The sequence below is a fragment of the Microvirga medicaginis genome, assembly GCF_052658925.1.
The window spans coordinates 241,258-266,388 of the sequence record NZ_JBQWEL010000003.1; the positions used below are offsets into that span (position 1 = coordinate 241,258).

General features: G+C 62.5%; 29 protein-coding genes and 1 riboswitch. Of the genes, 14 read left to right on the forward strand and 15 right to left on the reverse strand.

Annotated elements, in window-relative coordinates:
* Positions 1-41: 41 nt before the first annotated feature.
* Positions 42-1,871, reverse strand: a complete 1,830-nt coding sequence (ilvD, locus tag ACUXUR_RS06275) for a dihydroxy-acid dehydratase (protein WP_445501489.1) — start codon at positions 1,869-1,871, stop codon at positions 42-44.
* A 432-nt stretch (positions 1,872-2,303) separates the two neighbouring features.
* Between ilvD and ACUXUR_RS06280 the strand changes: the two genes are divergently transcribed.
* Positions 2,304-2,537: a hypothetical protein gene (locus ACUXUR_RS06280; protein WP_445501490.1), complete on the forward strand. Its 234-nt coding sequence runs from the start codon at positions 2,304-2,306 to the stop codon at positions 2,535-2,537.
* Here ACUXUR_RS06280 and ACUXUR_RS06285 read toward each other — a convergent pair.
* Positions 2,534-2,971 (reverse strand): YqaA family protein, encoded by a 438-nt coding sequence (locus tag ACUXUR_RS06285; RefSeq protein WP_445501491.1) that lies wholly within the window; start codon positions 2,969-2,971, stop codon positions 2,534-2,536. The genes ACUXUR_RS06280 and ACUXUR_RS06285 overlap by 4 nt on opposite strands.
* A 167-nt stretch (positions 2,972-3,138) precedes the next feature.
* Here ACUXUR_RS06285 and ACUXUR_RS06290 point away from each other — a divergent pair, with 167 nt between their 5' ends.
* Together ACUXUR_RS06290 and ACUXUR_RS06295 are read left to right on the forward strand one after the other, a co-directional pair.
* On the forward strand, positions 3,139-4,317 hold the full coding sequence (locus ACUXUR_RS06290; RefSeq protein ID WP_445501492.1) for a BaiN/RdsA family NAD(P)/FAD-dependent oxidoreductase: 1,179 nt from the start codon (positions 3,139-3,141) through the stop codon (positions 4,315-4,317).
* A gap of 394 nt (positions 4,318-4,711) precedes the next feature.
* Positions 4,712-5,692 carry an aldo/keto reductase gene (locus ACUXUR_RS06295; RefSeq protein WP_445501493.1) on the forward strand — a complete coding sequence of 327 codons (981 nt, stop codon included), beginning with the start codon at positions 4,712-4,714 and terminating at the stop codon, positions 5,690-5,692.
* Between the two features lie 251 nt (positions 5,693-5,943).
* Here ACUXUR_RS06295 and ACUXUR_RS06300 read toward each other — a convergent pair whose 3' ends face one another.
* The 3 genes from ACUXUR_RS06300 to kynA form a co-directional block, all read right to left on the reverse strand.
* Positions 5,944-6,189, reverse strand: a complete 246-nt coding sequence (locus ACUXUR_RS06300; protein WP_445501494.1) for a hypothetical protein — start codon at positions 6,187-6,189, stop codon at positions 5,944-5,946.
* Positions 6,190-6,285: 96 nt separating this feature from the next.
* Positions 6,286-7,479, reverse strand: a complete 1,194-nt coding sequence (locus tag ACUXUR_RS06305) for an aminotransferase class V-fold PLP-dependent enzyme (RefSeq protein ID WP_445501495.1) — start codon at positions 7,477-7,479, stop codon at positions 6,286-6,288.
* An 18-nt stretch (positions 7,480-7,497) separates the two neighbouring features.
* The gene (gene kynA / locus ACUXUR_RS06310; protein ID WP_445501496.1) at positions 7,498-8,322 is read right to left on the reverse strand and encodes a tryptophan 2,3-dioxygenase; all 825 of its coding nucleotides are present in this window, start codon (positions 8,320-8,322) and stop codon (positions 7,498-7,500) included.
* 173 nt (positions 8,323-8,495) lie between these two features.
* On the opposite strand from kynA, the gene ACUXUR_RS06315 reads away from it, so the two are divergent.
* A complete protein-coding gene (locus tag ACUXUR_RS06315) occupies positions 8,496-8,738 on the forward strand; it encodes a DUF3297 family protein (protein ID WP_116526774.1) in 243 nt (80 codons plus the stop codon).
* Positions 8,739-8,753: 15 nt separating this feature from the next.
* Here the strand turns inward: ACUXUR_RS06315 and ACUXUR_RS06320 are convergent, their stop codons facing one another.
* The 3 genes from ACUXUR_RS06320 to ACUXUR_RS06330 all read right to left on the reverse strand — a co-directional run bounded on the left by ACUXUR_RS06320 (position 8,754) and on the right by ACUXUR_RS06330 (position 10,583).
* Complete coding sequence (locus tag ACUXUR_RS06320) at positions 8,754-9,017, reverse strand: hypothetical protein (protein ID WP_445501497.1); 264 nt, start codon at positions 9,015-9,017, stop codon at positions 8,754-8,756.
* Positions 9,018-9,436: 419 nt separating this feature from the next.
* The gene (locus tag ACUXUR_RS06325; protein WP_445501498.1) at positions 9,437-10,219 is read right to left on the reverse strand and encodes a VOC family protein; all 783 of its coding nucleotides are present in this window, start codon (positions 10,217-10,219) and stop codon (positions 9,437-9,439) included.
* A 10-nt stretch (positions 10,220-10,229) separates the two neighbouring features.
* Positions 10,230-10,583: a DUF1428 domain-containing protein gene (locus ACUXUR_RS06330; protein WP_445501499.1), complete on the reverse strand. Its 354-nt coding sequence runs from the start codon at positions 10,581-10,583 to the stop codon at positions 10,230-10,232.
* Positions 10,584-10,646: 63 nt separating this feature from the next.
* Between ACUXUR_RS06330 and ACUXUR_RS06335 the strand changes: the two genes are divergently transcribed.
* From ACUXUR_RS06335 to ACUXUR_RS06345, 3 genes are all read left to right on the forward strand, one after another.
* Positions 10,647-11,111, forward strand: coding sequence for a MarR family winged helix-turn-helix transcriptional regulator (locus ACUXUR_RS06335; protein ID WP_445501500.1), 465 nt, complete (start codon positions 10,647-10,649; stop codon positions 11,109-11,111).
* Positions 11,112-11,290: 179 nt separating this feature from the next.
* The gene (locus ACUXUR_RS06340) at positions 11,291-11,596 is read left to right on the forward strand and encodes a hypothetical protein (protein WP_445501501.1); all 306 of its coding nucleotides are present in this window, start codon (positions 11,291-11,293) and stop codon (positions 11,594-11,596) included.
* Entirely contained in the window at positions 11,593-12,285 is a 693-nt protein-coding gene (locus ACUXUR_RS06345) for a hypothetical protein (protein ID WP_445501502.1), read from the forward strand. Before ACUXUR_RS06340 ends, ACUXUR_RS06345 begins: the two co-directional genes overlap by 4 nt.
* Positions 12,286-12,290: 5 nt before the next feature.
* On the opposite strand, the gene ACUXUR_RS06350 is transcribed toward ACUXUR_RS06345, so the two are convergent.
* Positions 12,291-13,289 carry a threo-3-hydroxy-L-aspartate ammonia-lyase gene (locus ACUXUR_RS06350; RefSeq protein ID WP_445501503.1) on the reverse strand — a complete coding sequence of 333 codons (999 nt, stop codon included), beginning with the start codon at positions 13,287-13,289 and terminating at the stop codon, positions 12,291-12,293.
* Positions 13,290-13,458: 169 nt separating this feature from the next.
* On the opposite strand from ACUXUR_RS06350, the gene ACUXUR_RS06355 reads away from it, so the two are divergent.
* Together ACUXUR_RS06355 and ACUXUR_RS06360 are read left to right on the forward strand one after the other, a co-directional pair.
* A complete protein-coding gene (locus ACUXUR_RS06355; RefSeq protein ID WP_445501504.1) occupies positions 13,459-14,499 on the forward strand; it encodes a hemerythrin domain-containing protein in 1,041 nt (346 codons plus the stop codon).
* Between the two features lie 185 nt (positions 14,500-14,684).
* Positions 14,685-15,617 carry a DUF5996 family protein gene (locus ACUXUR_RS06360; RefSeq protein WP_445501505.1) on the forward strand — a complete coding sequence of 311 codons (933 nt, stop codon included), beginning with the start codon at positions 14,685-14,687 and terminating at the stop codon, positions 15,615-15,617.
* A gap of 3 nt (positions 15,618-15,620) precedes the next feature.
* Here ACUXUR_RS06360 and ACUXUR_RS06365 read toward each other — a convergent pair whose 3' ends face one another.
* From ACUXUR_RS06365 to ACUXUR_RS06375, 3 genes are read right to left on the reverse strand one after another with little or no spacing between them, the layout of a single operon-like run.
* On the reverse strand, positions 15,621-16,406 hold the full coding sequence (locus ACUXUR_RS06365) for an ABC transporter ATP-binding protein (RefSeq protein WP_445501506.1): 786 nt from the start codon (positions 16,404-16,406) through the stop codon (positions 15,621-15,623).
* Positions 16,400-17,464, reverse strand: a complete 1,065-nt coding sequence (locus ACUXUR_RS06370; RefSeq protein ID WP_445501507.1) for a FecCD family ABC transporter permease — start codon at positions 17,462-17,464, stop codon at positions 16,400-16,402. The genes ACUXUR_RS06365 and ACUXUR_RS06370 overlap by 7 nt, the downstream gene beginning before the upstream one ends.
* 4 nt (positions 17,465-17,468) lie before the next feature.
* Positions 17,469-18,575, reverse strand: a complete 1,107-nt coding sequence (locus ACUXUR_RS06375; RefSeq protein ID WP_445501660.1) for an ABC transporter substrate-binding protein — start codon at positions 18,573-18,575, stop codon at positions 17,469-17,471.
* A 240-nt stretch (positions 18,576-18,815) separates the two neighbouring features.
* Here ACUXUR_RS06375 and ACUXUR_RS06380 point away from each other — a divergent pair, with 240 nt between their 5' ends.
* Positions 18,816-19,607: a class I SAM-dependent methyltransferase gene (locus tag ACUXUR_RS06380; protein ID WP_445501508.1), complete on the forward strand. Its 792-nt coding sequence runs from the start codon at positions 18,816-18,818 to the stop codon at positions 19,605-19,607.
* A 3-nt stretch (positions 19,608-19,610) separates the two neighbouring features.
* Here the strand turns inward: ACUXUR_RS06380 and ACUXUR_RS06385 are convergent, their stop codons facing one another.
* Genes ACUXUR_RS06385 through ACUXUR_RS06395 form a run of 3 tightly spaced genes read right to left on the reverse strand, consistent with a single transcriptional unit; the run spans position 19,611 to position 22,158 of the window.
* A complete protein-coding gene (locus ACUXUR_RS06385; RefSeq protein ID WP_445501509.1) occupies positions 19,611-20,384 on the reverse strand; it encodes an ABC transporter permease in 774 nt (257 codons plus the stop codon).
* Positions 20,381-21,187, reverse strand: coding sequence for an ABC transporter ATP-binding protein (locus ACUXUR_RS06390; protein WP_445501510.1), 807 nt, complete (start codon positions 21,185-21,187; stop codon positions 20,381-20,383). The genes ACUXUR_RS06385 and ACUXUR_RS06390 overlap by 4 nt, the downstream gene beginning before the upstream one ends.
* Positions 21,187-22,158, reverse strand: coding sequence for an ABC transporter substrate-binding protein (locus tag ACUXUR_RS06395; protein ID WP_445501511.1), 972 nt, complete (start codon positions 22,156-22,158; stop codon positions 21,187-21,189). Before ACUXUR_RS06395 ends, ACUXUR_RS06390 begins: the two co-directional genes overlap by 1 nt.
* A 165-nt stretch (positions 22,159-22,323) precedes the next feature.
* Here ACUXUR_RS06395 and ACUXUR_RS06400 point away from each other — a divergent pair, with 165 nt between their 5' ends.
* From ACUXUR_RS06400 to ACUXUR_RS06415, 4 genes are all read left to right on the forward strand, one after another.
* Positions 22,324-22,881, forward strand: a complete 558-nt coding sequence (locus tag ACUXUR_RS06400) for a PRC-barrel domain-containing protein (protein WP_445501512.1) — start codon at positions 22,324-22,326, stop codon at positions 22,879-22,881.
* A 116-nt stretch (positions 22,882-22,997) separates the two neighbouring features.
* The gene (locus ACUXUR_RS06405; RefSeq protein WP_445501513.1) at positions 22,998-23,699 is read left to right on the forward strand and encodes a ComEA family DNA-binding protein; all 702 of its coding nucleotides are present in this window, start codon (positions 22,998-23,000) and stop codon (positions 23,697-23,699) included.
* A gap of 97 nt (positions 23,700-23,796) precedes the next feature.
* A riboswitch (TPP riboswitch) is annotated at positions 23,797-23,908 on the forward strand.
* Positions 23,899-24,507, forward strand: a complete 609-nt coding sequence (locus ACUXUR_RS06410; RefSeq protein WP_445501514.1) for a YkoF family thiamine/hydroxymethylpyrimidine-binding protein — start codon at positions 23,899-23,901, stop codon at positions 24,505-24,507. (Overlaps the previous riboswitch by 10 nt.)
* 38 nt (positions 24,508-24,545) lie before the next feature.
* Positions 24,546-25,130: an ECF transporter S component gene (locus ACUXUR_RS06415; RefSeq protein ID WP_445501515.1), complete on the forward strand. Its 585-nt coding sequence runs from the start codon at positions 24,546-24,548 to the stop codon at positions 25,128-25,130.
* The last annotated feature ends 1 nt before the right edge of the window (position 25,131 follow it).

Below are 25,131 nucleotides of genomic sequence, written 5' to 3' on the forward strand. Positions count from 1 at the left end.
GCCTTTTGGCTGTTTTCGTAATTGAGGACAGGATCGGAAAATCAGATCTGGCGCACCGCTCCCTTGGCGGCGCTGGTGGCGAGCATCGCGTAGGCCTTGAGGGCCGCCGACACCTTGCGCTTGCGCGGCTGAGCCGGCTGCCAGCCCTTGGCCTCCTGCTCGGCGCGGCGGCGCTCCAGTTCCGTCTCGTCCACGGCGAGATGAATGCGGCGGTTCGGGATGTCGATCTCGATGACGTCGCCATCCTGCACGAGACCGATGGTGCCGCCTTCCGCCGCTTCCGGCGAGACGTGGCCGATGGACAGGCCCGAGGTGCCGCCCGAGAAGCGCCCGTCAGTGATGAGCGCGCAAGCCTTTCCGAGGCCCTTCGACTTCAGGTAGCTCGTGGGATAGAGCATCTCCTGCATGCCGGGTCCGCCGCGCGGTCCCTCGTAGCGGATGACCACGACGTCGCCGGCCGAGACCTTGCCGTTGAGGATGCCGCTGACGGCGTCGTCCTGGCTCTCGAAGACGATGGCAGGTCCGGAGAATTTCAGGATGCTCTCGTCCACGCCCGCTGTCTTCACGATGCAGCCGTCGAGCGCCAGGTTGCCGGAGAGCACGGCGAGACCGCCATCCTTCGAGAAGGCGTGCTCCGCATCGCGGATGACGCCGCCGGCGCGGTCCACGTCCAGGCTGTCGTAGCGGCTTTCCTGGCTGAAGGCGGTCTGCGTCGGCACGCCGCCGGGAGCGGCGCGGTAGAAGTCATGCACGGCATGGCTGTTGGTGCGGCGCACGTCCCAACGGTCGAGGGCCGCCTTCATGCTCTCGGAATGCACGGTCGGCAGAGAGGTATCGAGCAGGCCCGCACGGTCGAGTTCGCCCAGGATTCCCATGATGCCGCCGGCGCGGTGCACGTCTTCCATGTGCACGTTGGCCACGGCGGGCGCGACCTTGCACAGCACCGGCACGCGGCGTGACAGGCGGTCGATATCGGCCATGGTGAAGGGCACTTCGGCCTCATAGGCCGCTGCCAGCAGATGCAGCACCGTGTTGCTCGAGCCGCCCATGGCGATATCGAGCGTCATCGCGTTCTCGAAAGCCGCAAACGAAGCGATCGAGCGCGGCAGCACGCTCGCATCGTCCTGCTCGTAATAGCGGCGCGCAAGGTCGACGATGAGGTGCCCGGCTTCCACGAAGAGGCGGCGGCGGTCGGCATGCGTGGCGAGCGTCGAGCCGTTGCCCGGCAGGGAGAGGCCGAGCGCCTCGGTCAGGCAGTTCATGGAATTGGCCGTGAACATGCCCGAGCACGAGCCGCAGGTAGGGCAGGCGGAGCGCTCGATGGCCTGGATGTCCTCTTCCGCGAACTTGTCGTCGGCGGCGGCGACCATGGCGTCCACGAGGTCGAGCTTCTTGGTCACGCCATGCAGCACGACCTTGCCGGCTTCCATCGGACCGCCGGAGACGAACACCGTCGGGATGTTGAGGCGAAGCGACGCCATCAGCATGCCGGGGGTGATCTTGTCGCAGTTCGAGATGCAGACCATGGCGTCCGCGCAATGGGCGTTGACCATGTATTCCACGGAGTCGGCGATCAGCTCCCGCGAGGGCAGGGAATAGAGCATGCCGTCATGGCCCATGGCGATGCCGTCATCCACCGCGATGGTGTTGAATTCCTTGGCGACGCCGCCCGCCTTCTCGATCTCCCGTGCCACGAGCTGGCCCAGGTCCTTCAGGTGGACGTGGCCTGGCACGAACTGGGTGAAGGAGTTGACCACCGCAATTATCGGCTTGCCGAAGTCGGAATCCTTCATGCCCGTGGCCCGCCAGAGGCCGCGAGCGCCCGCCATGTTGCGGCCGTGGGTGGTGGTGCGAGAGCGATAGGTCGGCATAGGTTTCCTCGTAAACTTTAGGCCTTGTTCAACTGAAATTGCGCAACTTGCAAGAAAAATTGCCATTCCTTGTGGGGAAGGCTGCTTTGTCGCAAGGTAATTGCCGGACTGCCTCGCCTGACCTCTACGGCCTCAGGCGGTCGGGCTATCGGAAGCCTGCATTCTCAAGGCCCTGGCTCGTGACGGGAAGGTGGCCCTGGCTCTCCTTTTCTGCAAGGAAGAGAGGAAGCAAGGCGTGGAAAATCGCGCCCGATTTCCGAACCCGACCACGGATTGTCGCTGCTCCGGGTCCGTGAGGTCCGCTATCCCGTCGCGCCCGGCCCTGTGCCCGCCATGACGACGGGCTTGCGGGAAGCAACCTGCTATTGAAACGCCTGAACCAGGAATGACGTTGTTCTGCCTGAGCCATGGCGAAACAGGCACGAGGGCAACATGCTTACGAAAGACGATCTCGATTCACCGGCCCATCTGCAATACGAACCGATCAGTGGCGAGCAGGCGCATCCGAGTGACGTGACAGAGTTCGCCTCCCTGCGCGAGGCCGTTCACTGGGCCATGAACAATGAGGCCCCCGCCGGAACCCATGCGGTGATCCGCGCTGCTTCGGGCGCGGTGCTCGGGCCGCGCCACCTGGAGGAGATCTGGTCGAGCCTGCAGGGGCCTTAAATCCAGCCGAGACTCAAGGCTCCAACGGCGAGATAGCGGGCCGTCTTGGCGATCGTCACGAGCAGGATGAAGACGGGCAGCGGCTCGCGCAGCACGCCTGCCACAATGGTGAGCGGATCGCCGATGATGGGCATCCAGCTGAGCAGCAGAGTCCAGCGGCCATAGCGGTGATACCATTTTTCAGCTTTCGCCATCTGCTCGCGCTTGACCGGAAACCAGCGGCGGCCTTCGAAGTGACTGAAGAAACGCCCGAGAAACCAGTTCACGATGGAGCCGAGGATGTTGCCCACGCTGGCCATGAGGATCAGCAGCCACCAGGAATAATGCTCTGCCACCAGCATGCCGAAGAGCACCGCTTCCGACTGGAACGGAAAGATGGTGGCCGAGAGGAACGCAGCGGCAAAGAGGGCGCTGTATTCGGCAAGGTGCGACATGAAAGCAGGTGACTCGCGAAAGGGCAGGTTGTGCCGCTGCTCATATCATGCCCAAGCCCTTAAAGCTCAAGCATTGTTGCTTGCATGCCCGGCGTGAAGTGAATTACGAACGGCCTTCTCGGCATGGGCCAGCATTCTTCTCGCAAAGCCCCTCTTAGGAAAGTCTCTTGGAACAGTTCGATGTTGTGGTGATCGGCGCAGGCGCCGCCGGCATGATGTGCGCGGCTCAAGCCGGAAAGCGCGGCCGGTCCGTGCTGATCCTCGATCATGCCGACAAGCCCGGCGAGAAGATCCGCATCTCCGGGGGAGGGCGGTGCAATTTCACCAATCTCAACGCGTCGCCTGCCAATTTCATCTCGCAGAATCCGAGCTTCTGCATCTCGGCCTTGCGGCGCTACACGCAACGCGACTTCATCGCTCTCGTGGAGCACTATGGCATCGCCTATCATGAGAAGACACTCGGCCAGCTGTTCTGCGATGGCTCCTCGCGGCAGATCGTGGATCTGCTTCTCACCGAGATGAAACAGGCAGGCGTCGAGCTGCGCCTGCAGACATCTGTCACACAGGTAGAGAGAACAAGCGAAGGTTTTCGCCTCCAGCTCTCGAGTGGAGCTGTGCAGTGCCGCTCCCTCGTGGTGGCGACAGGAGGCAAGTCCATCCCGAAGATGGGGGCTACAGGCTTCGGCTACGATCTGGCGCGGCAGTTCGGATTGAACATCGTCGAGACGCGCCCCGCGCTCGTTCCGCTCACGCTGGAATCGACGATGCTGGAGCGTTTAAGTTCTCTCGCGGGCGTTTCCGTCGATGCGGTGGTCGCGTGCGGGAAGATGAAGTTTTCCGAGGCGATGCTCTTTACCCACCGCGGCTTGAGCGGTCCATCGATCCTGCAGATCTCGTCCTATTGGCGTGAGGGCTCCGAGATCGTCGTTTCCCTGCTGCCGGGCGTCAATCTGTTCGAGGAGCTACGCTCCGTTCGTGCCCAGAACGGCAGGCAGGCGCTTCACACGGCGCTTTCCGCATTCCTGCCCAAACGCCTCGCGCAGCTGATCGCGGAGACGGAGAAGGGACCCGCAAACCTCGCCGATTGCTCCGACAAGCATCTGCGGCGCATCGAGGAGGCAGTGAACCAGTGGCGCTTCAAACCTGCGGGCTCTGAAGGCTATCGCACCGCGGAGGTGACGTTGGGCGGTGTGGATACGCGCGATCTTGATTCGAAGACCATGGAGGTGAAATCCGTCCCCGGCCTCTACATGATCGGCGAGGTGGTGGACGTGACCGGCTGGCTCGGCGGCTACAATTTCCAGTGGGCCTGGTCTTCCGGCTGGTGCGCAGGGCAGGCAGTCTGAGAATCTGACATCTTCTCCGTCATCCCCGGGCTCGTCCCCGGGATCCACGTCTTTGATCCGCAGTGTCTCCCAAGACGTGGATGGCCGGGTCAAGTCTGGCCATGACGGAAGAGAGGGCATGATGCGAGAGGCGGTTGAAAGGCATGAAATCGGTGCAGCGCTGGAATCCTCGCCCACAGGCCTCGGGCCCGCCCGAAAGCTGCCTTGATCAGCCCAGCGCAACCCTCCTCACAAGGGGACGGGAATCGGTGCCACGCCCGTGATAGCCAGCATCGAGCCAGACGTATAGCTTTCCAAGAAAAAAGACATAACTCGGAATCTCGAGCTTCTGCTCTAGTTCATGGCCGCGTGCTGCTTCGATGCGCAATCATTCACGCCGGATCAGGAGATTCCCATGCAACAACGCCAACTCGGACAATTGAAGGTCTCTGCCATCGGCCTCGGCTGCATGGGCATGTCGGAATTCTATGGCGGAGGCGACGAGGAGGAGTCCATCGCCACGATTCACCGGGCCATCGAACTCGGCGTCATCTTCCTCGATACTGCCGACATGTACGGTGTCGGACATAACGAGGAACTCGTCGGCCGCGCCATCAAGGACCGGCGCGACAAGGTGGTGCTCGCGACCAAATTCGGCAATGTGCGCGGACCCAACGGCGAGCGCCTCGGCATCAGCGGCAAGCCCGATTACGTGCGCCAGGCGTGCGAGGCGAGCCTCAGGCGGCTGAAGGTCGACGTGATCGATCTCTACTATCAGCACCGGGTCGATCCTGAGACGCCGATCGAGGACACGGTCGGCGCGATGGCCGATCTCGTGCGGCAGGGCAAGGTGCGCTATCTGGGGCTCTCCGAAGCCGCACCCCAGACGATCCGCCGGGCGCACGCGGTTCACCCCATTACGGCGCTGCAGACGGAATATTCCCTCTGGAGCCGCGATCCGGAGGATGAGATCCTCGATACGGTCCGCGAACTCGGCATCGGTTTCGTGCCTTATTCGCCGCTCGGTCGCGGCTTCCTCACGGGTCAGATCAAGAGCATCGACGATCTAGATCCGGATGATTTCCGCCGTTCCTCGCCGCGTTTCGAGGGCGAGAATTTCCAGAAGAACCTTGACCTCGTGCGCGAGATCGAAGCGATGGCGCAGGAGAAGGGCTGCACGCCCGCGCAGCTCGCGCTCGCCTGGGTGCTGGCGCAGGGTAACGACATCGTGCCGATCCCCGGCACGAAGCGCCGCAAGTATCTGGAGCAGAATGTCGGCGCTCTCGACGTCACATTGACGACGGACGATCTTGAGCGCATCGACCGCATCATTCCGCCAGGAGCCGCCGCAGGATCGCGTTATGCCGCGGCGGGCATGCAGACGGTGGGGCGATAGCAGCCAAGCCGTTTGTTCAGCTCTAGCGCATCGTGCGGACCCGAAGGGCCACGTCAGTGACCCGGAGGGCCACGTCAGCGAAAAGTGGATGCGGTTTTCCGCTCAAAACGATGCGCTACTCTATCAAGGGAGCATCGGATGGATCCCAAAAGTGCAAGTCCACTTTTGGGTCCGATGCTCCAGCACGAAGCAAACAAAAGGTTCCGGCTCTCTCCGGAGCCTTTTCGTTGAGGGCCGGACACTTACATGCTTCAATACGCGGTGCTGTGACGCTTCTTCGTCACGTGACGCTTCTTAACGCTGCCCGTCGTCAGGCCCATTTTCCTTTGCTGCAGCAGCATCGACCGTTCGCGGTCCCGCTTGGCGGTGTCGCGATAGGTTTGCGGGTTTGTGACTTGAGAGCCGCTGCCGCCCGGCACTGGGGTTGTCTGAGCCATGGCACTGGTGCTGAAGGCGAGGGCCGCAATACTCAGGGTACCAATGAGAATACGACGCATGGGAGACCTCCTGATGGCTGGATGCCCCAAACGAAAAGAGTTCTGACACGCTGAAACGCCAAGGGGGAATCAATGGTTCCTGCTTTGCCACGCGACCTAGGCTGCTGAAGAAGCTTCAGCGTCAGAAGCAAGGACAGTAGAGCCGTGCTCCATCCTGTGCACAAGCTCATCCACCTCCTCGCCAGTCTGGTAGAGACCGAAGCCTATCCGCAGACGGCGACCCCTGACATCGGTCACGACATGCTGCCGTTTCAGCGCGGCGTAGATGTCTTGAGCCTGCGGCGTTTCAAAGGTCAGGAAGCTCCCGCGCCGCATTTCGTCGTGCGGCACGACAAGATGGGCCCGCTCAAAGAGCGGGCAATCCGTCACGCGTTGAAGAAACTGCTGCTGCAGCGCCTTCGCATGCGCATGAATGATGGCAGGCGTGATGCCCTCGCCGGAAAGCCAGCGCATCACCGCATTGAAACGATAAAGGCCTGACGGGTCGAAGGTGGCGCCCATGAAGCGCCAGCCGTCAGTGCTGTATCCCACCTGTCCGTCCTGTGCATTGCTGAGATTGCCGAAAGCCGCGTACCATCCGGTGTCCCGCGGGCGTAATCCCCAACCGGGCGGGCAATGCATGAAGCAGGCGCCTTCGCCTGCCATGGCGTATTTGTAGCCGCCGGCGATGTAGAAGGCGCGGTTCGCGATGCTGCTCAAATCGGTCGGCAGTGCCATGAAGCCGTGATAGCCGTCGATGACGACCATGGCGTTGTCGCCTGCGGCTTCCGCAAGTTTGAGGACATCTGCCGCAAAGCCCGAATTGAAGAAAACCTGGCTCACGAAGACGAGGTCGAAATCGTCCCTGACCGCTGCAGCGAAGCGATCCTCGAAGCTCGTGAAGGGCTCTGTCGGCACGCGCGTGACGGCAACGGCCTTGTCCTCCTCCAACCGCGCGATCTGGCGGCTGAACGAGTGGAATTCGCTGTCCGAGGTCAGGATGTGGATGGGTTTTTCAGCAGGAAAACAGGAGAGAATTCGCTTGAGAAATTCATGCGTATTGGGCGCGACGGCGATGGTGCCCGGATCGGGCAGGTTGAGATGTCCGGCCACATGGGTGCGGAACTCATCGAGGACGGGACCGAGCACATGCTCCCACTTGTCGTCGATGAGGCGTGCCGCATCGTCCCACGCCTGCAGATGCGCTTCGCGCGTGACATCCGGCCAGGGATGATGGCTATGGGCCGCAAAATGCAGGCGCTCCGGCTCAGCATTGAGAAAACGGGAGAAGTGGGAACGCAGATCGAGCATGACGGTGCCTGGATGAGATCAGAGTTTGCCGCGGACGGACCAGAGCTCGGGAAAGAAAGACCGCTCCAGCGCCTTGCGCAAGTATGTAACTCCCGTGCTGCCACCGGTGCCGCGCCGCATGCCGATGATGCGCTCGACCGTCTTCATGTGGCGGAAGCGCCACTGCTGAAAGGCGTCCTCCAGATCGACGAGCTCTTCCGCGAGCTCGTAGAGATCGAAATGCTCGTTCGAGTGGCGGTAGATCTCTTCCCACACCGCTTCCACGCCGGGATGAGCCTCGTAGGGCTGCGTCACATCGCGAGAGAGGACTTCCTCAGGGACGGAATAGCCGCGCCGCGCCAGAAGGCGTAGCGTCTCGTCATAGAGGCCGGGTGCGCGATAGGCTGCCTCCATCTGTTCTGCCAGATCGGCGCGATGCCGGTGTGGCGCCATTTTCACTTCGTCCTTGGCGCCGAGCTTGAACTCCACCAGGCGGTATTGCCAGGACTGGAAGCCGGAGGAGCGGCCGAGCGCCGGCCGGAAGCTGAGATAATCGGCAGGCGTCATGGTCGAGAGCACGGTCCAGGCCTGGATCAGCTGCTCCTGAATGCGGTTGATGCGTGCCGTGCATTTGAAAGCAGGCTGAAGCTGGTCGGCTCGGACGTGGTCGATGGCGGTGTCGAGCTCGCGGTTGAGCAGCTTGAGCCAAAGCTCCATCACCTGATGAATGGTGATGAAGAGGAGCTCGTCGTGCTCGGCCGTCAGGGGCTTTTGCGCGGAGAGCAGGGTGTCGAGCTGGAGATAATCCCCATAGCTCATGCCCTCCGTGAAATCAGTGTGAATTCCCTCCGTTGCGGCGGACATATTCCCCTCCACGCAAGTCTTGCTGTCCCCGAACCTCCGACGGTTCAAGGGATGATCGAGGAAAATAGGGCAGGGGCGAACAATGTCGCGAGGGAGGGAGGTTCGGAATTGGCATCCCTGTCCTGAGAGGGTAGGTTGCGGCCCGATTTGATCCCGAACGGAGAACCCTGCCTATGGCCGACGCGCTTCCTGACCGCCTGTCCACCAACCCGAACAGCCCCTATTACAACGAGGAGCTTCTGGCCAAGGGCGTGGGCATCCGCTTCAACGGGGCCGAGAAGACCAACGTGGACGAGTATTGCGTCAGCGAGGGTTGGGTTCGCGTGATCGCCGGCAATGCCAAAGACCGCTTCGGCAATCCCATGACCATCAAGCTCAAGGGCAAGGTCGAGCCTTATCTGCAGGAGAAGGCATAACCCGCCTGCGGCGGGTTATGGATTGTTGCCGCCGGAGCCGGGCCGGGGCGGAGCCTTGCCGGCCCGCGCAGGATCTGCTTCCTGAGAGGCATTCTCCGTCGGCTTCGCCTCGTCGGGCGCAATCAGCTCATGGCTCACCGGCTCGCGCGGCGGCGATCCGTCATGCGCAGGGGCGCCCGTCACCAGAGTCCCGCCCATGTAGGAGGGCGGATCGCTGGCCGGGAAGGAATATTCCGAGCCGGCATCCACGAGATCGTCTTCTGCTTTCTTTGCTGTCACGGCCAATCCTCATTCCCTGATTCCTGGGTCTCAGGAGGAAATATGGGCGGGCCCGGGATGTTCGAGCGGGCGCGGCAAAAAAATCCGGAGAGGATCCGACGCCTGTTCCCTACTCCTTGCCGGGAGGGGCAGAAGGTGGGGATGACGGGGTGAGTGACGAAACAAGCTCACTCTCTGTCATCACCGGCCTTGGGCCGGTGATCTCGATCTTCTGAGGCGCAGCGCTCTCCTAATCGGGATGGCCGGGACAGGCCCGGCCATGACGCTGTAGAAGTGTCGTGCTCTCTGGACGATGCGCAGCGCTTCGACTTTGCGACTCCCACCCTTCATCCCTCCCCGACTTGCGTCAGCATAAGTGGGTCTCGGGAACACCCGAGATCCGGGGAAGGGAGACACGCGCAGCCCTTTCGAGCCAGCCTTTAAGCTGAGGCCCTGCGGGGTCCGACGAGCCCGAACATGGCACCCTGCGGATCGCTCGCGACAATGATATGAACCCCGCCGGGGACCTCGGCGGGTCCGTAGTGGATCGCGCCGCCATTGCCGGACACGGCCTTCGCTGCGACATCGATATCCTCGACGCCGAAATAGAAGTTCCAGGCCGGGGGAGGGCCGTCGGGCATCCGGTTCATCGCCGCGCCGATGGTTTGGCCTCGATGGGTGATGAACTGATAATCGCCCTGAGCGCCCATCGGCATCGCATCGCCCTTTTCCCAGCCGAACAATCCGGCATAGAAGGCAAGCGCAGCCCCCTGATCGCTGGTGGCGAGTTCGTTCCAATGGCAGTGACCGGGACGGGTTTGGTCGAAGGACGTGCTTGTGCCTTCCATCGTGCCGCGCATCACGTAGAACACGACTCCCTGAGGATCGGCCAGCATCGCAAAACGGCCGACGCCGGGAATGTCCGTCGGCGGCATATGCTGCACGCCGCCGGCCCGCGCGATATCGGCCGCCGTCGCATCGACGTCACGGACGCCGATATAGCCCAGCCAGCAAGGGCGCATGCCCGCGCTCTCGGCGCCTGCCGGGAGCTTCATGAACCCGGCGACGTCCGTGCCGTTGATCCTGAAGATCCTGTAGTCCAGGTTCGATCCCTCTGCCTTTCGGTTCTGCCAGCCGACGATGGCGCCATAGAACCGGGCCGCCGCGTCGGCATCGGTGGTCAGGAGTTCATACCAGACGAAATCGCCATGCTGATTGGACATGGGGCACCTCTCAAACGTCGAGGATCGGCATGAAGCCGCCGAAGATCATGCGCTTGCCGTCGAAGGGCATCTGCTCGCCCATGACCTTCATGCGCGGATCGGTCATGATCTTCTCGTTCGCGGCATCGCGGACCTCCTTCGAGGGATATTCGAGCCAGCTGAACACCACGACTTCGTCATCCTTCGCCTGTACGGCCCTGCGGAAGTCGGTGAGCTTGCCGTCCGGCACGTCGTCACCCCAGCATTCGACATGGCGGGTCGCACCAAACTCCTTGAACAAGGGCGCCGCCGCTGCAGCGTGCTCACGATAGATCTCCTTCTTGTCGGCTGGCACAGCCAATACAAACCCTTCCACGTACTTCATTGCGCGTCTCCCATAGACCCTCTTTGATCTTGACATTTAAGTTGATATCAACATAATCCGATCATGTCAAACAGTCGCGATGTTCCTTTCGACACAACTATCCACGTGCGGGATACCTGCCTCTGCCTGCATGTGCAGCGAACCGCACGAACGCTCTCACGACTCTTCGATGAGGCGTTTCAGCCGCTCGGGCTCACCTCCGGACAATTCTCTCTGCTGAATGCCCTCAACCGGCCGAAGCCGCCCGCCATCGGGCCGGTTGCGCAATTGCTGGCGATGGATCGCACCACGCTGACCGCAGCCTTGAAGCCGCTCCAGCGCGACGGCCTCGTGATGGTGACCGTGGATCCGAACGACCGCCGCAGCCGTCTTCTGCATCTCACCGACAAGGGGCAGAAGGTGCTGGCCTCGGCCGTGCCGATCTGGCGCGATCTTCATGGCGCCATCGAAGCGCGCTTGTCAGGACTCGAGCCGGACAGCCTGCGCGGTGCATTGAACAGTCTCTCGCACGCCAAGCCGTCGCAGTAATCTCATCGTCTGGACCGATCTCTTTCGTCATGGCCGGGACAAGCCCGGGGATGACGGTTGGGGGCCCATATCGTCAGAAACGGCTTGGCCCCGAAGACTGGACGCGCGCCCGTGCCGCCCAACATCATAGGACAAGCTCGTTCCCGAGGCGTTTCGTCCTCAAGAAAGGCTTATCCTGAATGGCCTCACGAAGGACTTCCAGGCGCATTCGGACGTTCGCCGCTGCTGCGGCCCTTCTCGCCTGCTCAGAGGCTCTGGCCCATAGCTGGTATCCGGTCTGGTGCTGCAACGACCATGATTGCCGGGAGCTTACCTCCGCTAAAGGCGAGACTGTCGTCGAAACGGAGGACGGCTATCGTCTCTGGGACGGGCGCTTCGTCGGGCGCGAGTACACGAAGGCCTCGCCGGACGCGAAATTCCACATGTGCGAAGAGCAGACGACGAAAGCGATCGTCTGTTTCTTCGTGCCTCAGGGCCAGTCGTGAGCGGCCGCGGTATCGCGATCCTCTGCGCTGCGCTGCTGGGATCGGCCTCAGCTGGGGCTGAACTGCCTTGGTCTCAGACGCCGTCAGATCCCAACCTGGAGATTGCGGAGCCGCAAGGCCTCCCCGCTATCGGCAAATGGATGCTCACCGCACAGGGCGTACCGTCGGACTGGCTGGGAGAAACCTATCTAGGCAAGATTCTGCGTGAGCCGATCAACATCATCATCATTGATGAGGCCGCCGTCAGCCCGAAGGATGCGATCGCTCGGTTGCTCGCGGCGGCTGCGCAGGCCGGCTATCCCGTCCGCCTTGGCCACTCCGCCGGTTACCAGGCCATGATCAGCAGGCAGCTTTATGCGCAACTGCCGAAGGGCTGGGACGATGCTTTCTCCAACGAGGTGTTCGAGCTCAGCAACGATCACGGCCGGGTTTTCGGCCCGCATCCGCTGGGGCAGTCGTATCTCTTCACAGGGGCCTTCAGCCGCGAGCGGGTTGATCTGTTGCGTTGGCCGGGGCATCGCTACGCATCCTTCAATCAGGCACGTGACGATTTCGCCCAAAGATTGGACCGGGACACGGTCTACAAGACGGCAGGGACCGTCCAACTCGACAATGATCTGCCGGACGATCCCAAGCTCACGACGGGCGATCACGATGGCCGGGCCATCGTCCTGCGCGTAAACCGGTAGGCTTGCTAGATGGGAAGACCGGCGAGAAAGCCTGCAAAGGCTTTCGGATCCACATTGCCGCCGCTGACGATGATGCCCACGCGCTTGTCCCTGCACGGCACGATGCCGTGAAGGGCCGCAGCCGCCGCAAGGCACCCGGTGGGCTCAACCACGATCTTCATGCGCTCGGCAAAGAAGCGCATGGTGTCCACCAGCATCTCGTCCGTCACCGTCACCATGTCGCTCACCAGCGCGCGGATGATCGGAAAGGTCTTCTGGCCGATATACGTGGTCTGCGCCCCATCCGCGATGGTCACGGGCACGGGAATGCGCACGATGGAGCCTGAGCGGAAGGATTGCTGCGCATCGTTGCCGGCTTCCGGCTCCACGCCATAGATGCGGCAGCCGGGCGAGAGCGCGTGCGCTGCAAGCGCCGAGCCCGCGAGCAGGCCGCCGCCACCGACGCAGACGAGCAGCATGTCGAGCGGCCCGACCTCTTCGATCAACTCCTTCGCGGCAGTGCCCTGGCCCGCGATCACGTCCTCATGGTCATAAGGGGGAATGAGCGTGAGGCCGCGTTCCGCAGAGAGCCTGCGGCCGATTTCCTCGCGATCCTCGGTGTAGCGATCGTAGAGCACCACCTCGCCGCCATAGCCTTTGGTGGCCGCGACCTTCATGGCAGGCGCATCCTTCGGCATGATGATCACGGTCGGCACATTCTGGAGCTGGCCCGCATAAGCAATAGCCTGCGCGTGATTGCCGGAGGAGAAGGCCACCACGCCGCGCTTCTTTGCATCCTCCGGGAGCCGCGCGATGGCGTTGTAGGCCCCGCGGAACTTGAAGGCGCCGCCCCGCTGCAGGTTCTCCGCCTTGAAGAACAGCTTTCCACCCGTGCGCGCGTCGGCGGTGCGGGAGGTGAGCACCGGGGTGCGATGGGCCACGCCCGCGATGCGCCACGCTGCCGTGATCACGTCGTCATAGGTGGGAAGAGACGAGGAAGGTTGGGTCTGGATCTGCGCGCTCATGATCGGGGTGCTGCCGGGAGAGAGATGCTCTTCCATACCAAGCCTGGAAGCGATTTGTCACGCATCAGACTTACCCCTTCCAGAAACGGTCATGGCCAAGGTTTCCTTGCCGGAACGCACTTCCTCTCAAGCCGTTCTCCGCTGAAGCAATCTCGAGAGGAGGCGCGCCATGGACCTGTGGCGGATGATTTTGTCGGAACACGCGAATATCGAGCAGCTCTGTCAGGAGGTGCTGGAGGCTACTCCTCACGGTCCCAACAGCCGCGCTGAACTGTTTGCCGATCTCGAAGACGAGCTGGACCGTCATATCGCGGCCAAGCAGAATGTGCTCTATCCCGCGCTGGCTCGGGACGGGCGCACGGAAACCTACCTGCACGAGCTTGACGATGAGCACCGCGACATCCACCGCAGGCTCGACAGGCTGTCCGCTCATCCGAACAAGAACAGCCGGGAATGGGCCCTTGAATTCAAGGAACTCATGGGCGTCGTCCGCCATGCCTTCAGTCTGGAGGAGAACGGAGCACTGGCTGCAGCGCAAGGCATCATCTCTCCCCAGGAGGCGAATGCGCTGAGGCGCGCCTATGAGCGTGAGATGATAGCGTCCTACGAAGCCTCTCGCTGGCACATGCCGCAGGCGATGATGCCGAGCCGCTATGGGATGCCTACGGGCATGACCTTCGGCATTCTGGCGGGCGTACTCGCTATCGGCGGCGCAGCATTGGCCTGGAGCATGTCTCAGCGCGGACAGCCGCGCGCGAACCGTCCTTTGCGTCCGGCGCGGCGCCGCCCGCAGCCGCCATTCCCCCTCGACAGCGGCGTGGTCGACCGTTCCTTGAGCCGTCGCGGCATGGAGGGCCGCGCATCCTCCGGCTCCACGGGCAGCTCCACGGGCATGTCCGGCGGCATGGGCTCATCCCGAGGAATGGGGGCTTCGCGCCCGATGGGCTCATCCGGCTCTATGGCGGGGGCCACGGAGCAGTCAGGATCCGCTGAGACTGCATCTTACAGCGCGGGCAGCGAAAGCGGGTCGGACGAGCAGTGGTTCTCCTCCGCCAATCCGCCGCACGCGCCGAGCGGGGTCTCGACCCCGCTGCAACCCAGCGGAACGATCCCTGGCGGCAGCCCGGCCTCATCGGTCGGATCGGTCGGCACGGGCGGCGGTCAGACGGAAAACCGCGATACGGGCTCCACGAAAGGGGAAGGGCGGTAAAGCATCGGACCCAAAAGTGGACTCCACTTTTGGGGTCAATTCGATGCCCTCTTCCCAAGTTAGCGCATCGTTCGGGTCACTGACGTGGCCATTCGGGTCCGCACGATGCGCTAGCTCCCTTCCGTGACAGAGCAAAGGGCTGAACTATATCCAAGCTTCAGAACCGTTCGCACGGGAGAAGGTCGATGGATGTGGTTTGGCCTGAACTGTCCTACCTGCAATGGCGCGATACGGCCGCCACGTTGCAGCTTTGGACGCAGATCGTCGGCAAGATCAGGGTGTCGCTGACGCCGTGGCTCAATCACAGCTGGCATGTGCCGCTCTATGTGAGTGCACGCGGGCTCACGACATCGCCCATGCCTGCCGGTCATGAGATCGTGGAGATCGAATTCGATTTTCTGGCGCACCGGCTGCTCGTGCGCACGAGCCGCGGGGATGAAGGCATCCTGGCGCTGGAACCCCGCAGCGTTGCCGATTTCTATGAAGAGCTTCTCGACCTGATGCGCGGCATCGGCGTGCATGTCACGATCAACGAGATGCCGAACGAGGTGCCTGATCCGATCCGCTTCTCGGAGGATCAGGTTCATGCCAGCTACGATGCGGATGCTGCCTATCGGTTCTGGCGCGTGCTCGTGCAGGCGGACCGTGTCTTCAAGCTCTTCCGCAGCTCCTTCCTCGGCAAAGCCTCGCCTTCACATTTCTTCTGGGGCAGTTTCGATCTTGCCGTCACGCGCTTCTCGGGACGCAAGGCTCCGCTCCATCCGGGCGGCGTGCCGGGACTGCCGGATGCGATCGCGCGCGAAGCCTATTCGCATGAGGTGAGCAGCGCAGGCTTCTGGCCCGGCAACGCGGCTTTTCCGCAAGCTGCCTTCTACTCCTATGCCTATCCCGAGCCGCCGGGTTTTCGCGATGCGCATGTTGCTCCAGGGGCTGCCTTCGACACCACCCTAGGCGAGTTCATCCTGCCCTATGACACGCTGCGCAAGGTGGACGATCCCGATGCGCTGCTCCTCGATTTCCTCTCGACGACCTATGCCGCTGCTGCGGACGCTGCCGGCTGGGACCGCGCAAGCCTGGAATGCGAGAGGGGCGAGCCTAAGCGGGTGAGAGCCATCTGAAGCTTATTCCGCAGCCAGGGAGCGTCCCAATGGTCCATCAATGATGACCTGCGGGCAGAAGCGGGAGCAGCGCTCGATGCGTCCATCCACCTTGTAGATGCTGCGCAACAGATCAGGCGTGATCACGGTCTCGACGGAGCCGCACCGGACCATCGTGCCGCCATCGATCACCACGACGCGGTCTGCCACGCGCATGACCTGGTTGAGATCGTGCACCGCGATGACGACGCAGATATTCTGCTCGCGTGCGAGGGTCCGCACGAGCGTCAGAACCTCGACCTGGCGATGCAGATCGAGCGCGCTCGTCGGCTCATCGAGGAGCAGGATCTTCGGATCGCGCACAAGGGTCTGAGCGAACGACACCAGCTGGCGCTGTCCGCCGCTGAGCTCGCACAATCCTTTGAAAGCGATGGCTTCGATCCGCAACGCGGCAACGATGCGGTCGATTGTCTGGAGGTCCTCGTCGCTCACATGGCGGCTGACGCTGCCCTGCTTGCGGGCCAGCAGGATCGACTCGTACACGGTCAGCACCGTGTTCACGGAGGTATCCTGCGGCATGTAGCAGATATCGCCTGATGCGGCCTTGTGCGAGGCCCCATTCACATGGATATGCCCGGGTCCATCGAGCAGACCGGCAATGCGCCTGAAGAGACTCGATTTGCCGGCGGCGTTGGGACCGATCACCGCCGTCACTTCACCGCCTCTCAGAAGAGGTGTGGTGATGCCGGAAAGAATCTCCTTCGTGCCGTATCGGACGCCCACTTCGTCGAGCTGCAGGGTCGCTACCATGCGCGCCTCCTTGTGGTCATGATGAGGCTGAAGAGGAAGGGAACGCCCACCAGCGCCGTGATGATGCCGATGGGAAAGATCGTCCCCGGCACGATGGTCTTGCTGATGACGGAGGTCAGCGAGAGAATGGCCGCGCCCGAGAGCACCGAGGCCGGCAGGAAATAGCGCTGATCTTCGCCCACCAGCATGCGCGCGATATGCGGACCGACGAGGCCGATGAAGCCGATGGTGCCGACGAACGCGACAGGCACGGCCGCGAGCAGGCTGATGATCATCATCGTCTCCAGCCTCAGCCACCGCACATTGACGCCGAAGCTCGCGGCCTTGTCCTCGCCAAGGCGCAGAGCCGTGAGCGCCCAGGCGCGGCGGATGAAGAGCGGCAGCGAGAGCGCGAGCACGATTGTCGTGATGGCGAGCTTCGGCCAGGTAGCGCGCGTCAGGCTGCCCATGGTCCAGAACACCACGGCTGCCAGCGCCTGCTCCGAGGCAAGATACTGAACGAGTGCAAGCAGGGCATTGAAGGTGAAGACCAGGGTGATGCCGAGCAGCACGATGGTCTCCACCGTCACGCCGCGCTTCTGGCTCATGAAATGGATGAAGAGAGCTGCCGCCATGGCCATGAGAAGTGCATTGATCGACACGACATAGTCGATGGCCCAGGGCAGAAGACCGATGCCGAAGACGAGGGCGATGGAGGCGCCGAAGCTCGCAGCTGCCGAGATGCCCAAGGTGAAGGGGCTGGCCAGCGGATTGTTGAGGATCGTCTGCATCTGCGCGCCCGATGCCGAGAGCGCCGCCCCCACCACAACGGCCATGAGCGCCACGGGCATGCGGATATCCCAGATCACGACGCTGATCTGTTGCGAGATCTCAGGAGAGCCCACGAGTGCGAGCACGACCTCGCGCATGGTGTAGCGGGCGGGCCCGAGGCCGAGATCGGCAATGACCGAAAGGACCAGAACGACGCTCAACGCAAGCAGCACGAGCTGCTTGCGCCTGACGAGAGCGCGGTAGGCACCGCGCCCCTCATGGAGAGAAATGGCGGGGGAGTGGGCCAAGGGCTTAATCCTTGTCCTTTAGCGTGACCCAGTACCCGGTCTTGTAGGGAACCGGCAGGAAGCGCTCGTAGAGCGTCTTCATGGTGGCTTCCGGATCGACGTCCTTGAACAGCTCGGGATGCAGCCACTTCGCCATCGCCTGGATGGCGACGAACTGATAGGGGCTGTTGTAGAACTGGTGCCAGATGGCGTGAACCTGGTTGTCGCGCACCGCCTTCACGCCGGTGAAGGCCGGCCGCTTCATGAGAGCTTTAAGCTTCTCGCGCGCCTTCGCCTTGTCGGCCCCCGAGCCGACGCCGACCCATGCGCCGCCCGGCACATAGAGCTCCCAGTTCGAGCCGGTGACGATCACGTGGTCGGGATTGGCTGCGATGATCTGCTCCGGGTTCACCACGCCGAAGGTGCCGGGGATGATCTTGGCCGCGAGGTTCTGCCCGCCCGCGATCTCCACGAACTTGCCGAAATTCTCGTTGCCGAAGGACATGCAGCAATCGTCGGAATAGCCCGCCGCACGCTCCATCATGACGACGGGCCTTGCGGGATTGGCCCTGGCGAGGCGCTCGGTCACGAGGTCGATCTGTGCTTTACGGAAAGCGATGAACTCCTCCGCGCGGGATTCCTTGCCGAACAGCTTGCCGATCAGGCGCATGCTCGGGTCGGTGTTCTCGAACGGCTTCTCGCGGAAGTCCACGAAAACGACCGGAATATTGATCTTCGCGAGCTTCTCGATGAGCTTGGCATCATCGGTTGCGGTCTTCGCCTCGATGTTGAGGAGGATCACGTCGGGCTTGAGCGACACGGCCTGCTCGACATCGAACGTGCCTTCCTTGAACCCGCCGAACTTCGGCAGTTTGGCGATCTGCGGATATTTGGCGAGGTAATCGCGATAGCCGTCGAGATCGGCCTTCTCGAAATCGTCGCGCCAGCCCACCACGCGCTTGAACGGATCGTCCGTGTCGAGGGCGGCGACGAAATACGTCTGGCGTCCTTCGCCGAGGATCACCTTCTCCACGGGCGCTTTCACTTGAACCTGACGACCCGTGATGTCCGTGACGGTGATCGTGTCGGCAGCCTTGGTGGGCAAGGGCAGAAGCGCCGTCAGCGCCAGCATGGCGCCAAAAGCAAGCTTGTTCAGGTTCATGGTGACCTCGCATCGGAAATGAAAGCGCGGCTCCATTATGGCGATTATAGAAGTCGTGCAAGGAATATCTTTTAGAATTACTTCAATGAAAGTCAGTATAAACGCAGTTTAAAATTATTCTATTCTGCAGTTTGTAATCATTATAGTTTGACTATTCCGAAAAGAGTTTTTAGGACTGCGCGCCGTTGGGACTTTGAGTCGAGTGCTGCCATGACAGATGCATCCGTGATGTCGAATTATTCACTGCGTGATGAGATCCGCGAGTATTGGTCCGCCCGCGCGGCGACCTTCGACACGCAGGTGGGGCATGAAATCTTCTCGGAGGAGGAGCGGCGTGCCTGGCATGAGCTGTTCCTGCGCCATCTCGGCCCGGGCGATGGCCGCAGGGCGCTCGATCTTGCCAGCGGCACGGGCGTGATCTCTCACCTGCTCCATGGCCTGGGCTTCGATGTCACCGGCCTCGACTGGTCGGAGGCGATGCTCGCCCAGGCCCGTGCGAAGGCCGAGAAGCGCGGGGCCAACATCCGTTTCATCATGGGCGATGCAGAGCGCACTCTGGAAAAGCCGGAGAGCTATGACGTGCTCGTGACGCGCCACCTCGTCTGGACACTCGTCGATCCGAAGGCCGCCTTCCGCGAATGGCACAATCTGCTCAAACCCGGCGGTCGGCTTCTCATCGTCGACGGCGATTTCGTCTCGGACACCGTCGCCAAGCGTTTCATCCGCTTCATCGAACGTCTGTTGCCCGGCTCTGCGTCAAACCGGCATCAGCCCAATGCCATGCGCGAAGCGCACGAGCGTATCTTGGCCCAAGTCTATTTCTCGAGGGGCGCTCGGGCGCAGGAAGTCGCCGCATTGTTGCGCGAGGCCGGTTTTGCCCATGTCACCATCGACCACGACCTCAAGGCGATTCACCGCCAGCAGGCCAAGCACCTGCCGTGGCTGAAAGGCTTCGAGCGCGCCACGCAGCATCGTTATGCGGTGGTCGCGCACAAGAGGTGAGGCTCAAGCCTCTCTCACGTTCGTGCCCCACCGGCGATGCAAAAAGCTCTCCCAGGGTGAGAACAGCAGGCGGTCGACGAGAAGTCCGATCACCACGATCACGATCATGATGCCGATCACTTGCTCCATGGCGTTGAGTTCGCGTCCGTAATGGAGCAGGTGGCCGAGGCCGAAGCCGGTGAGGATCGTCACATAGATCTCCGCTGCCATCAGCGAGCGCCAGGCGAAGGCCCAGCCCTGCTTCATGCCGCTGACGAGGAAGGGAAGCGATGCGGGCAGGATCACCCGCGTCCATTTGTGAAAGCCTTCCGAGCCCATGGTGCGCGCGGCGCGCGCATAGATCGGCGGGATGTTGCGCGCGCCGTGATCGGTGGCGATGATTACGGACCACACGGTGCCCATGATCACGACGAAGAGCATGGCGCCCTCCGTCTGCCCGAACCACACGAGGGCGAGCGGCACCCAGCAGACGCTGGGCAGCGTCTGAAGACCTAAGGCCAGAGCGCCGACGGTGTCCTCCAGAAACTGCGATGTGCTGGTGAGAAGGCCCAGCGGCAGGCCGATGAGCACGCCGGCGATATAGCCGACGAGAAGACGTTTCAGCGTCACCCAGGTGGATTCCAGAAGCGTGCCGTCGAGAAGCGCGAACCAGATATATTCCGCGACGTAGATTGGCGAGGGAAGCAGAACGGCGGACCAGCGCCCGCTGCGCACGGCCAGCTCCCACAGGCCGACGAGGCCGGCGAAGAAGAGAAGGGCAACGGCAAGACGCTTCATTCTTCCGCCGCTCCGACTGCTTTGCCCTTCAGCGCCGCCGCGATCTTCGACGCATAGGCAGCCAGTTCGGGGCTGTTGATGTCGCGCGGGCGGGGCAGGGGGATATCGATGATCTGTGCGATGCGACCTGGCGAGGGCGACATGAGCACGATGCGGTCGCCTAAGCACACCGCCTCGCGCACATTATGCGTGACGAACACGATGGTCTTACGGCTTTCCATCCAGATGCGCTGGATGTCGTCGTAGAGCTGATCGCGCGTCATCGCATCGAGCGCGGCGAAGGGCTCGTCCATCAGCAACACGTGCGGATCGGGCGCGAGCGCGCGGGCCAGGGCCACGCGCTGCTTCATGCCGCCCGAGAGTTCATGCACATGGGCGTGCTTGAACTTTTCGAGCCCTACGAGATCGAGATACTCGCTCGCGATACGGCGGCGTTCCGCATTGGTGAGATCGGGTCTCAGCTTGAGACCGAACATCACGTTGCCGAACGCGTCGAGCCATGGAAACAAAGCCGATTCCTGAAACATCACGAGACGCTGCCGTCCGGGGCCTTCGACACGCTTGCCGTCGGCCAGCACGCGGCCTTCATCGGGCTTGGTGAGACCCGCAATGATGTCGAGCAGCGTGGACTTGCCGCAGCCGCTGGGGCCGAGCAGGCAGACGAACTCGCCCTTCGCGACGGACAACGACACATTGTCGAGGGCCTGCACGATGTTGCGCTTGGATGTGAACCGCTTGGATACGCCCTCGACCACGAGCTTGGCGGGGCGGGTCTCGGATAAAATGGTGGGGGCTGCCTCCATCAAGGCGCCTCGATCAGGCGGTTGAGATCCGGAGCCCCGCGCAGGAAGCCCACGGCCTGCGCGCTCGAGACGAAGGACTGGAACGCGTTCAGCGTGACGTCCGGCGTGATGTTCATGCGCGTCCAGGCACGGGCGACAAGCTCGGGCGCCATGCCGACCTTGAAGGTGGCCTGCAGTTCCTCGCGCGCAAGGCGCTGCGCCTCGTCCGGGTTCTGCCTGATCCATTCGGTGAGTTCGCGATGCGCTGCCACGAAGCGCTTCACGAGATCGCGGTTCTTGGAGAGAAAGCCCGCGCCGGAGACGAGCACGGTTGTGATCGCGTCCTTCTCCTCCACCAGCACCTTGCCGCCGGCCTCCGATTCAAGGCGAGACACCCACGGTTCCACGGTCCACACCGCATCGAGCTGCTTGCTCTGGAACAGGGTAAGCTGGTCGGGATTGGTGGTGGGCACGACCTGAGCGTCGCCGCCTGTCTGCGTGATGCGCAGGCCTCCGGCCACGAGCCAGGCGCGTGCCGCCACATCCTGCGTGTTGCCGAATTGCGGCGTGGCGATGCGCTTGCCCTTGAAGTCGGCAGGCTTGGACAGCGTGGAATCCCCCTGGATCACGAGCGCCGAGCCCCCGTTCACCGCGCCCGCCACCACGCGCACCTCGTCCCCGCGCGAGCGCGCATAGGCATTGAGCGCCGGGTTCGGCCCAACATAGGTGAGATCGAGCGATTGGGCGAAGATCGCCTCCATGGCGCTCGGCCCCGCGTTATAGGCATACCACTCGATCCTGGTGCCGGGGCCGAGACGGTCCGCGAACCAGTTCTTTCCCTGCCGCTCCATGGCCCGGGCCACGAGGGCCTGCGCGTGGGTGATGTTGGGAAAATGCCCGACCCGAAGAGTTATGCCTTGCGCGAAGGCGGGGGCCTGAACGGACAGCATCGCCAATGCCGCGAAGAGAGGAAACCGCCATCCGTGTCGCATCGGTAGATCTCCTGTGACGGTAAACAGGCTAGGCGCCCCGGAGGCAAGGTCAATGGCAGGGCCGGCGGTTCCTCTTAAAAGGAGGCTTGGCCCTATTTCCTTGCGCTAGGCCTGGAATTGTGAGGAAATCGAAAACGGGGCGCCCTGCGAAAAAGGGAGGCCGTCATGAGAACCTATTATGTCTTCCAGGCCAAGGACACGCCTGCACTGCGCGGTTTCACCAATGAGTCGCGCGCATCAATACTCCCAGCCGAATATGGGCCATGGACTCTGGTCCAGGAGATCGGACCGGACGAGGAATGGACTCCCGATGTCAGCCGGGCCGTCGTAGCCGCCGGCATCCTGGAGAACGGCTATTATCTCTCAGGCCCCCTGAAGCAAGTCGCACCGAGACCCATCATCGAAAGCGACCGCGTCGAGGGAACGGCCGTCTATGACCGCAACAACGCGCAGATCGGCACCATCAAACGGCTCATCATCGAAAAGGTGAGTGGGCGCGTCCTCTATGTGGACGTGACGTTCGGCGGCCTGTTCGGCGTGGGCGTCCACCATCACACCATTCCCTGGGACAAACTCACCTACGACACGGAGCTCGAGGGCTATCATACCGACATCACGGAAGAGCAGTTGCGTGCCGCTCCAGTCTTCTCGGGTGAGCGCAGAGGCAGGCTCGATAAAAGCCATGAACAGGAGATGCAGCAATACTGGCTCAATCTGCCGTAAATACTGAAAACACAACGCTATAACCTGCGTTTTGTTTGCCACTGATCTGCCATATCGCGCCAATACCAATGGCTTGCCTTTGTTTTTCGTGAGTGAAACAGCGTGCGAGTATTACCATGCAGATAGGCCATCTCTCCCGATCGTCCCGCAGGTCACATGGCATCAGGTCACATGGCATCGCTGGATTTCAGCTGCTGCGCGTCGTCATCGTCATCGGGCTTGCGGCGGCAGGCGCTTTTGCGGTGTCCCTGTCGGTGGAGGATCCAAGCTCCGCCCTGGAAGCCGTCGCCGCCGCCGACCGGCAGCCTGACCGCACAAGCGCACCGCGTTCCGTCGACGAGCCTCGGCGGATCGCACCCGTGCAGGTCGCGACTGCGGATCCGGGCACACCTGATCTGACCTCCGCCAGCGCCAAGCCGTCCGTGGCTCCAGACGAGCCTGTTCAGGAAGCCGCCCATGCCGACATGCCGGCAGGCACGAGCGTTGACCATACTGCCGCAGCACCTGTCAGCACGAGCGGCGATGCGCGACCGCCCGAGACAGCGCAGGCAGCCAATGAGGCCCCACCTCCCGCTGCTCCGGAAATGACGGGCGCCGTGAACGTCGCGAGCATCGCGAGCAATCCGGAGCAAGGAGCCGAGCTCGTCGATCTCAACACCGCATCCTTCGAGCAGCTCAATTCCTTACGCAACGCAGGCCCTCTCGGACGCGCCATCGTCAAGGGTCGCCCCTATGCTTCAGTGGAGGATCTGGTGAAGCGCAAGGTGATCCGCCGTTCGGTCTACGAGAAGATCAAGGATCAGGTCACCGTTCGGTGAGCGATCGTCGTTCCGGCGACGCGCGCTGTTGAGACAGTGCCTCGGCAAAGAAAAATCTTTCCCCTTGCATGAGAGTGAGCGTGGGTGCTAAATCCCTCTCATTCCACAGGGGTGCTCCGTATGGCCGGGGCTGAGATGATGGCGACATGCCGTCGGACCCTTCAGCTGATCTGGATAATACCAGCGGAGCGAGGCGGCAATGTTTTCTGGAGCACAGGTCTCCCTCTATCCCATGTCCGACGATTTCGTCGGCATCATTCTCGAAGCGATCAAAGCGCTCGATCCCTACAGGCCCACATTCAGAATCGAGACGGACGACATCTCGACCCTCCTCGTCGGCCCGCCCGATCAGCTCTTCCCGGCCATGCGCGATCTCTTCGTGTCGGCTGCGCGTCGGGGACCCCACTGCGTTCTCGCCGCAACCGTGTCTCGCGGATGCCCCGGCGAACCTGATGATCCGATCTGCACGCCTATCGCCGACGTGAGTTTCGACAAGCCTCTCGCGGAGCGGATTGCTGCGGCTCTCGGTGCCGTGGAGGCTGCACCGCGCACGGGGCAGAGCGTTGCCGCGCAATTCTCGCTCTATCCGCTCGGCAGCGGGCATCACATGGACGAGATTTACGGCTGCATCGAATTCCTCAAGCTCTCCGGCGTTTTCGACAGGTCGAAGAATTTCTGCACCAAGCTGCGCGGAGATGCGGGCCCGGTCTTCGCGACATTGAGCGAAGCCTTTCTGCGTTTCGGTGCGCCGCAGGGGCATGTGGCCCTTGACCTCAAGGTTTCGGCCAACAGCCCAACCTCAATCTGAAGCCAAGTCTTTCTTTCCTCCCGTCACAAGAGGCTAACATGTCCGATTCACGTGTCTGGACATTGAGGGAAACCCTCATTGTCGCCGTTCTCGGCGCGGTCTTTGCCGTGCTCTATCTCGGTTGGGTTCAGGTCTGGCTGATTGCGCAGGCCATCTTCGGTTCTCTGACGATGGATGTGGTGATGGGCTTCTGGTTCGTCGCCTCCATGGTCGCAGCCGCCATCATCCGGAAACCCGGTGTCGCCTTTGCGGCGGAAGTGCTGGCCGCAGGCGTGCAGATCCTGCTCGGCAGTCCGGCTGGCCTGACGCTCCTGCTCACGGGGGCCGTGCAGGGCGCAGGGGCGGAACTGGTGTTCGCGGCGACACGCTGGCGCAATTATTCGCTGCCGGTCATGATGGCCGCCGGTGTCGGCGCTGCGGTCTTCTCCTTCGCCTATACCTGGGTCCGCTTCAATTATGGGGCGCTGCAGCCCGGAATCCTGATCGCGATGTTCACGTTGCGCTGCGTGAGCGGCGCGCTGCTCGGCGGCTGGCTGGGGCATGTCATCGTGCAGGCGCTCTACAAGACCGGCGCGCTCGCAGGTCTGGCGATCGATCATGACAAGCGGGCCGCAGCAGCCTGAT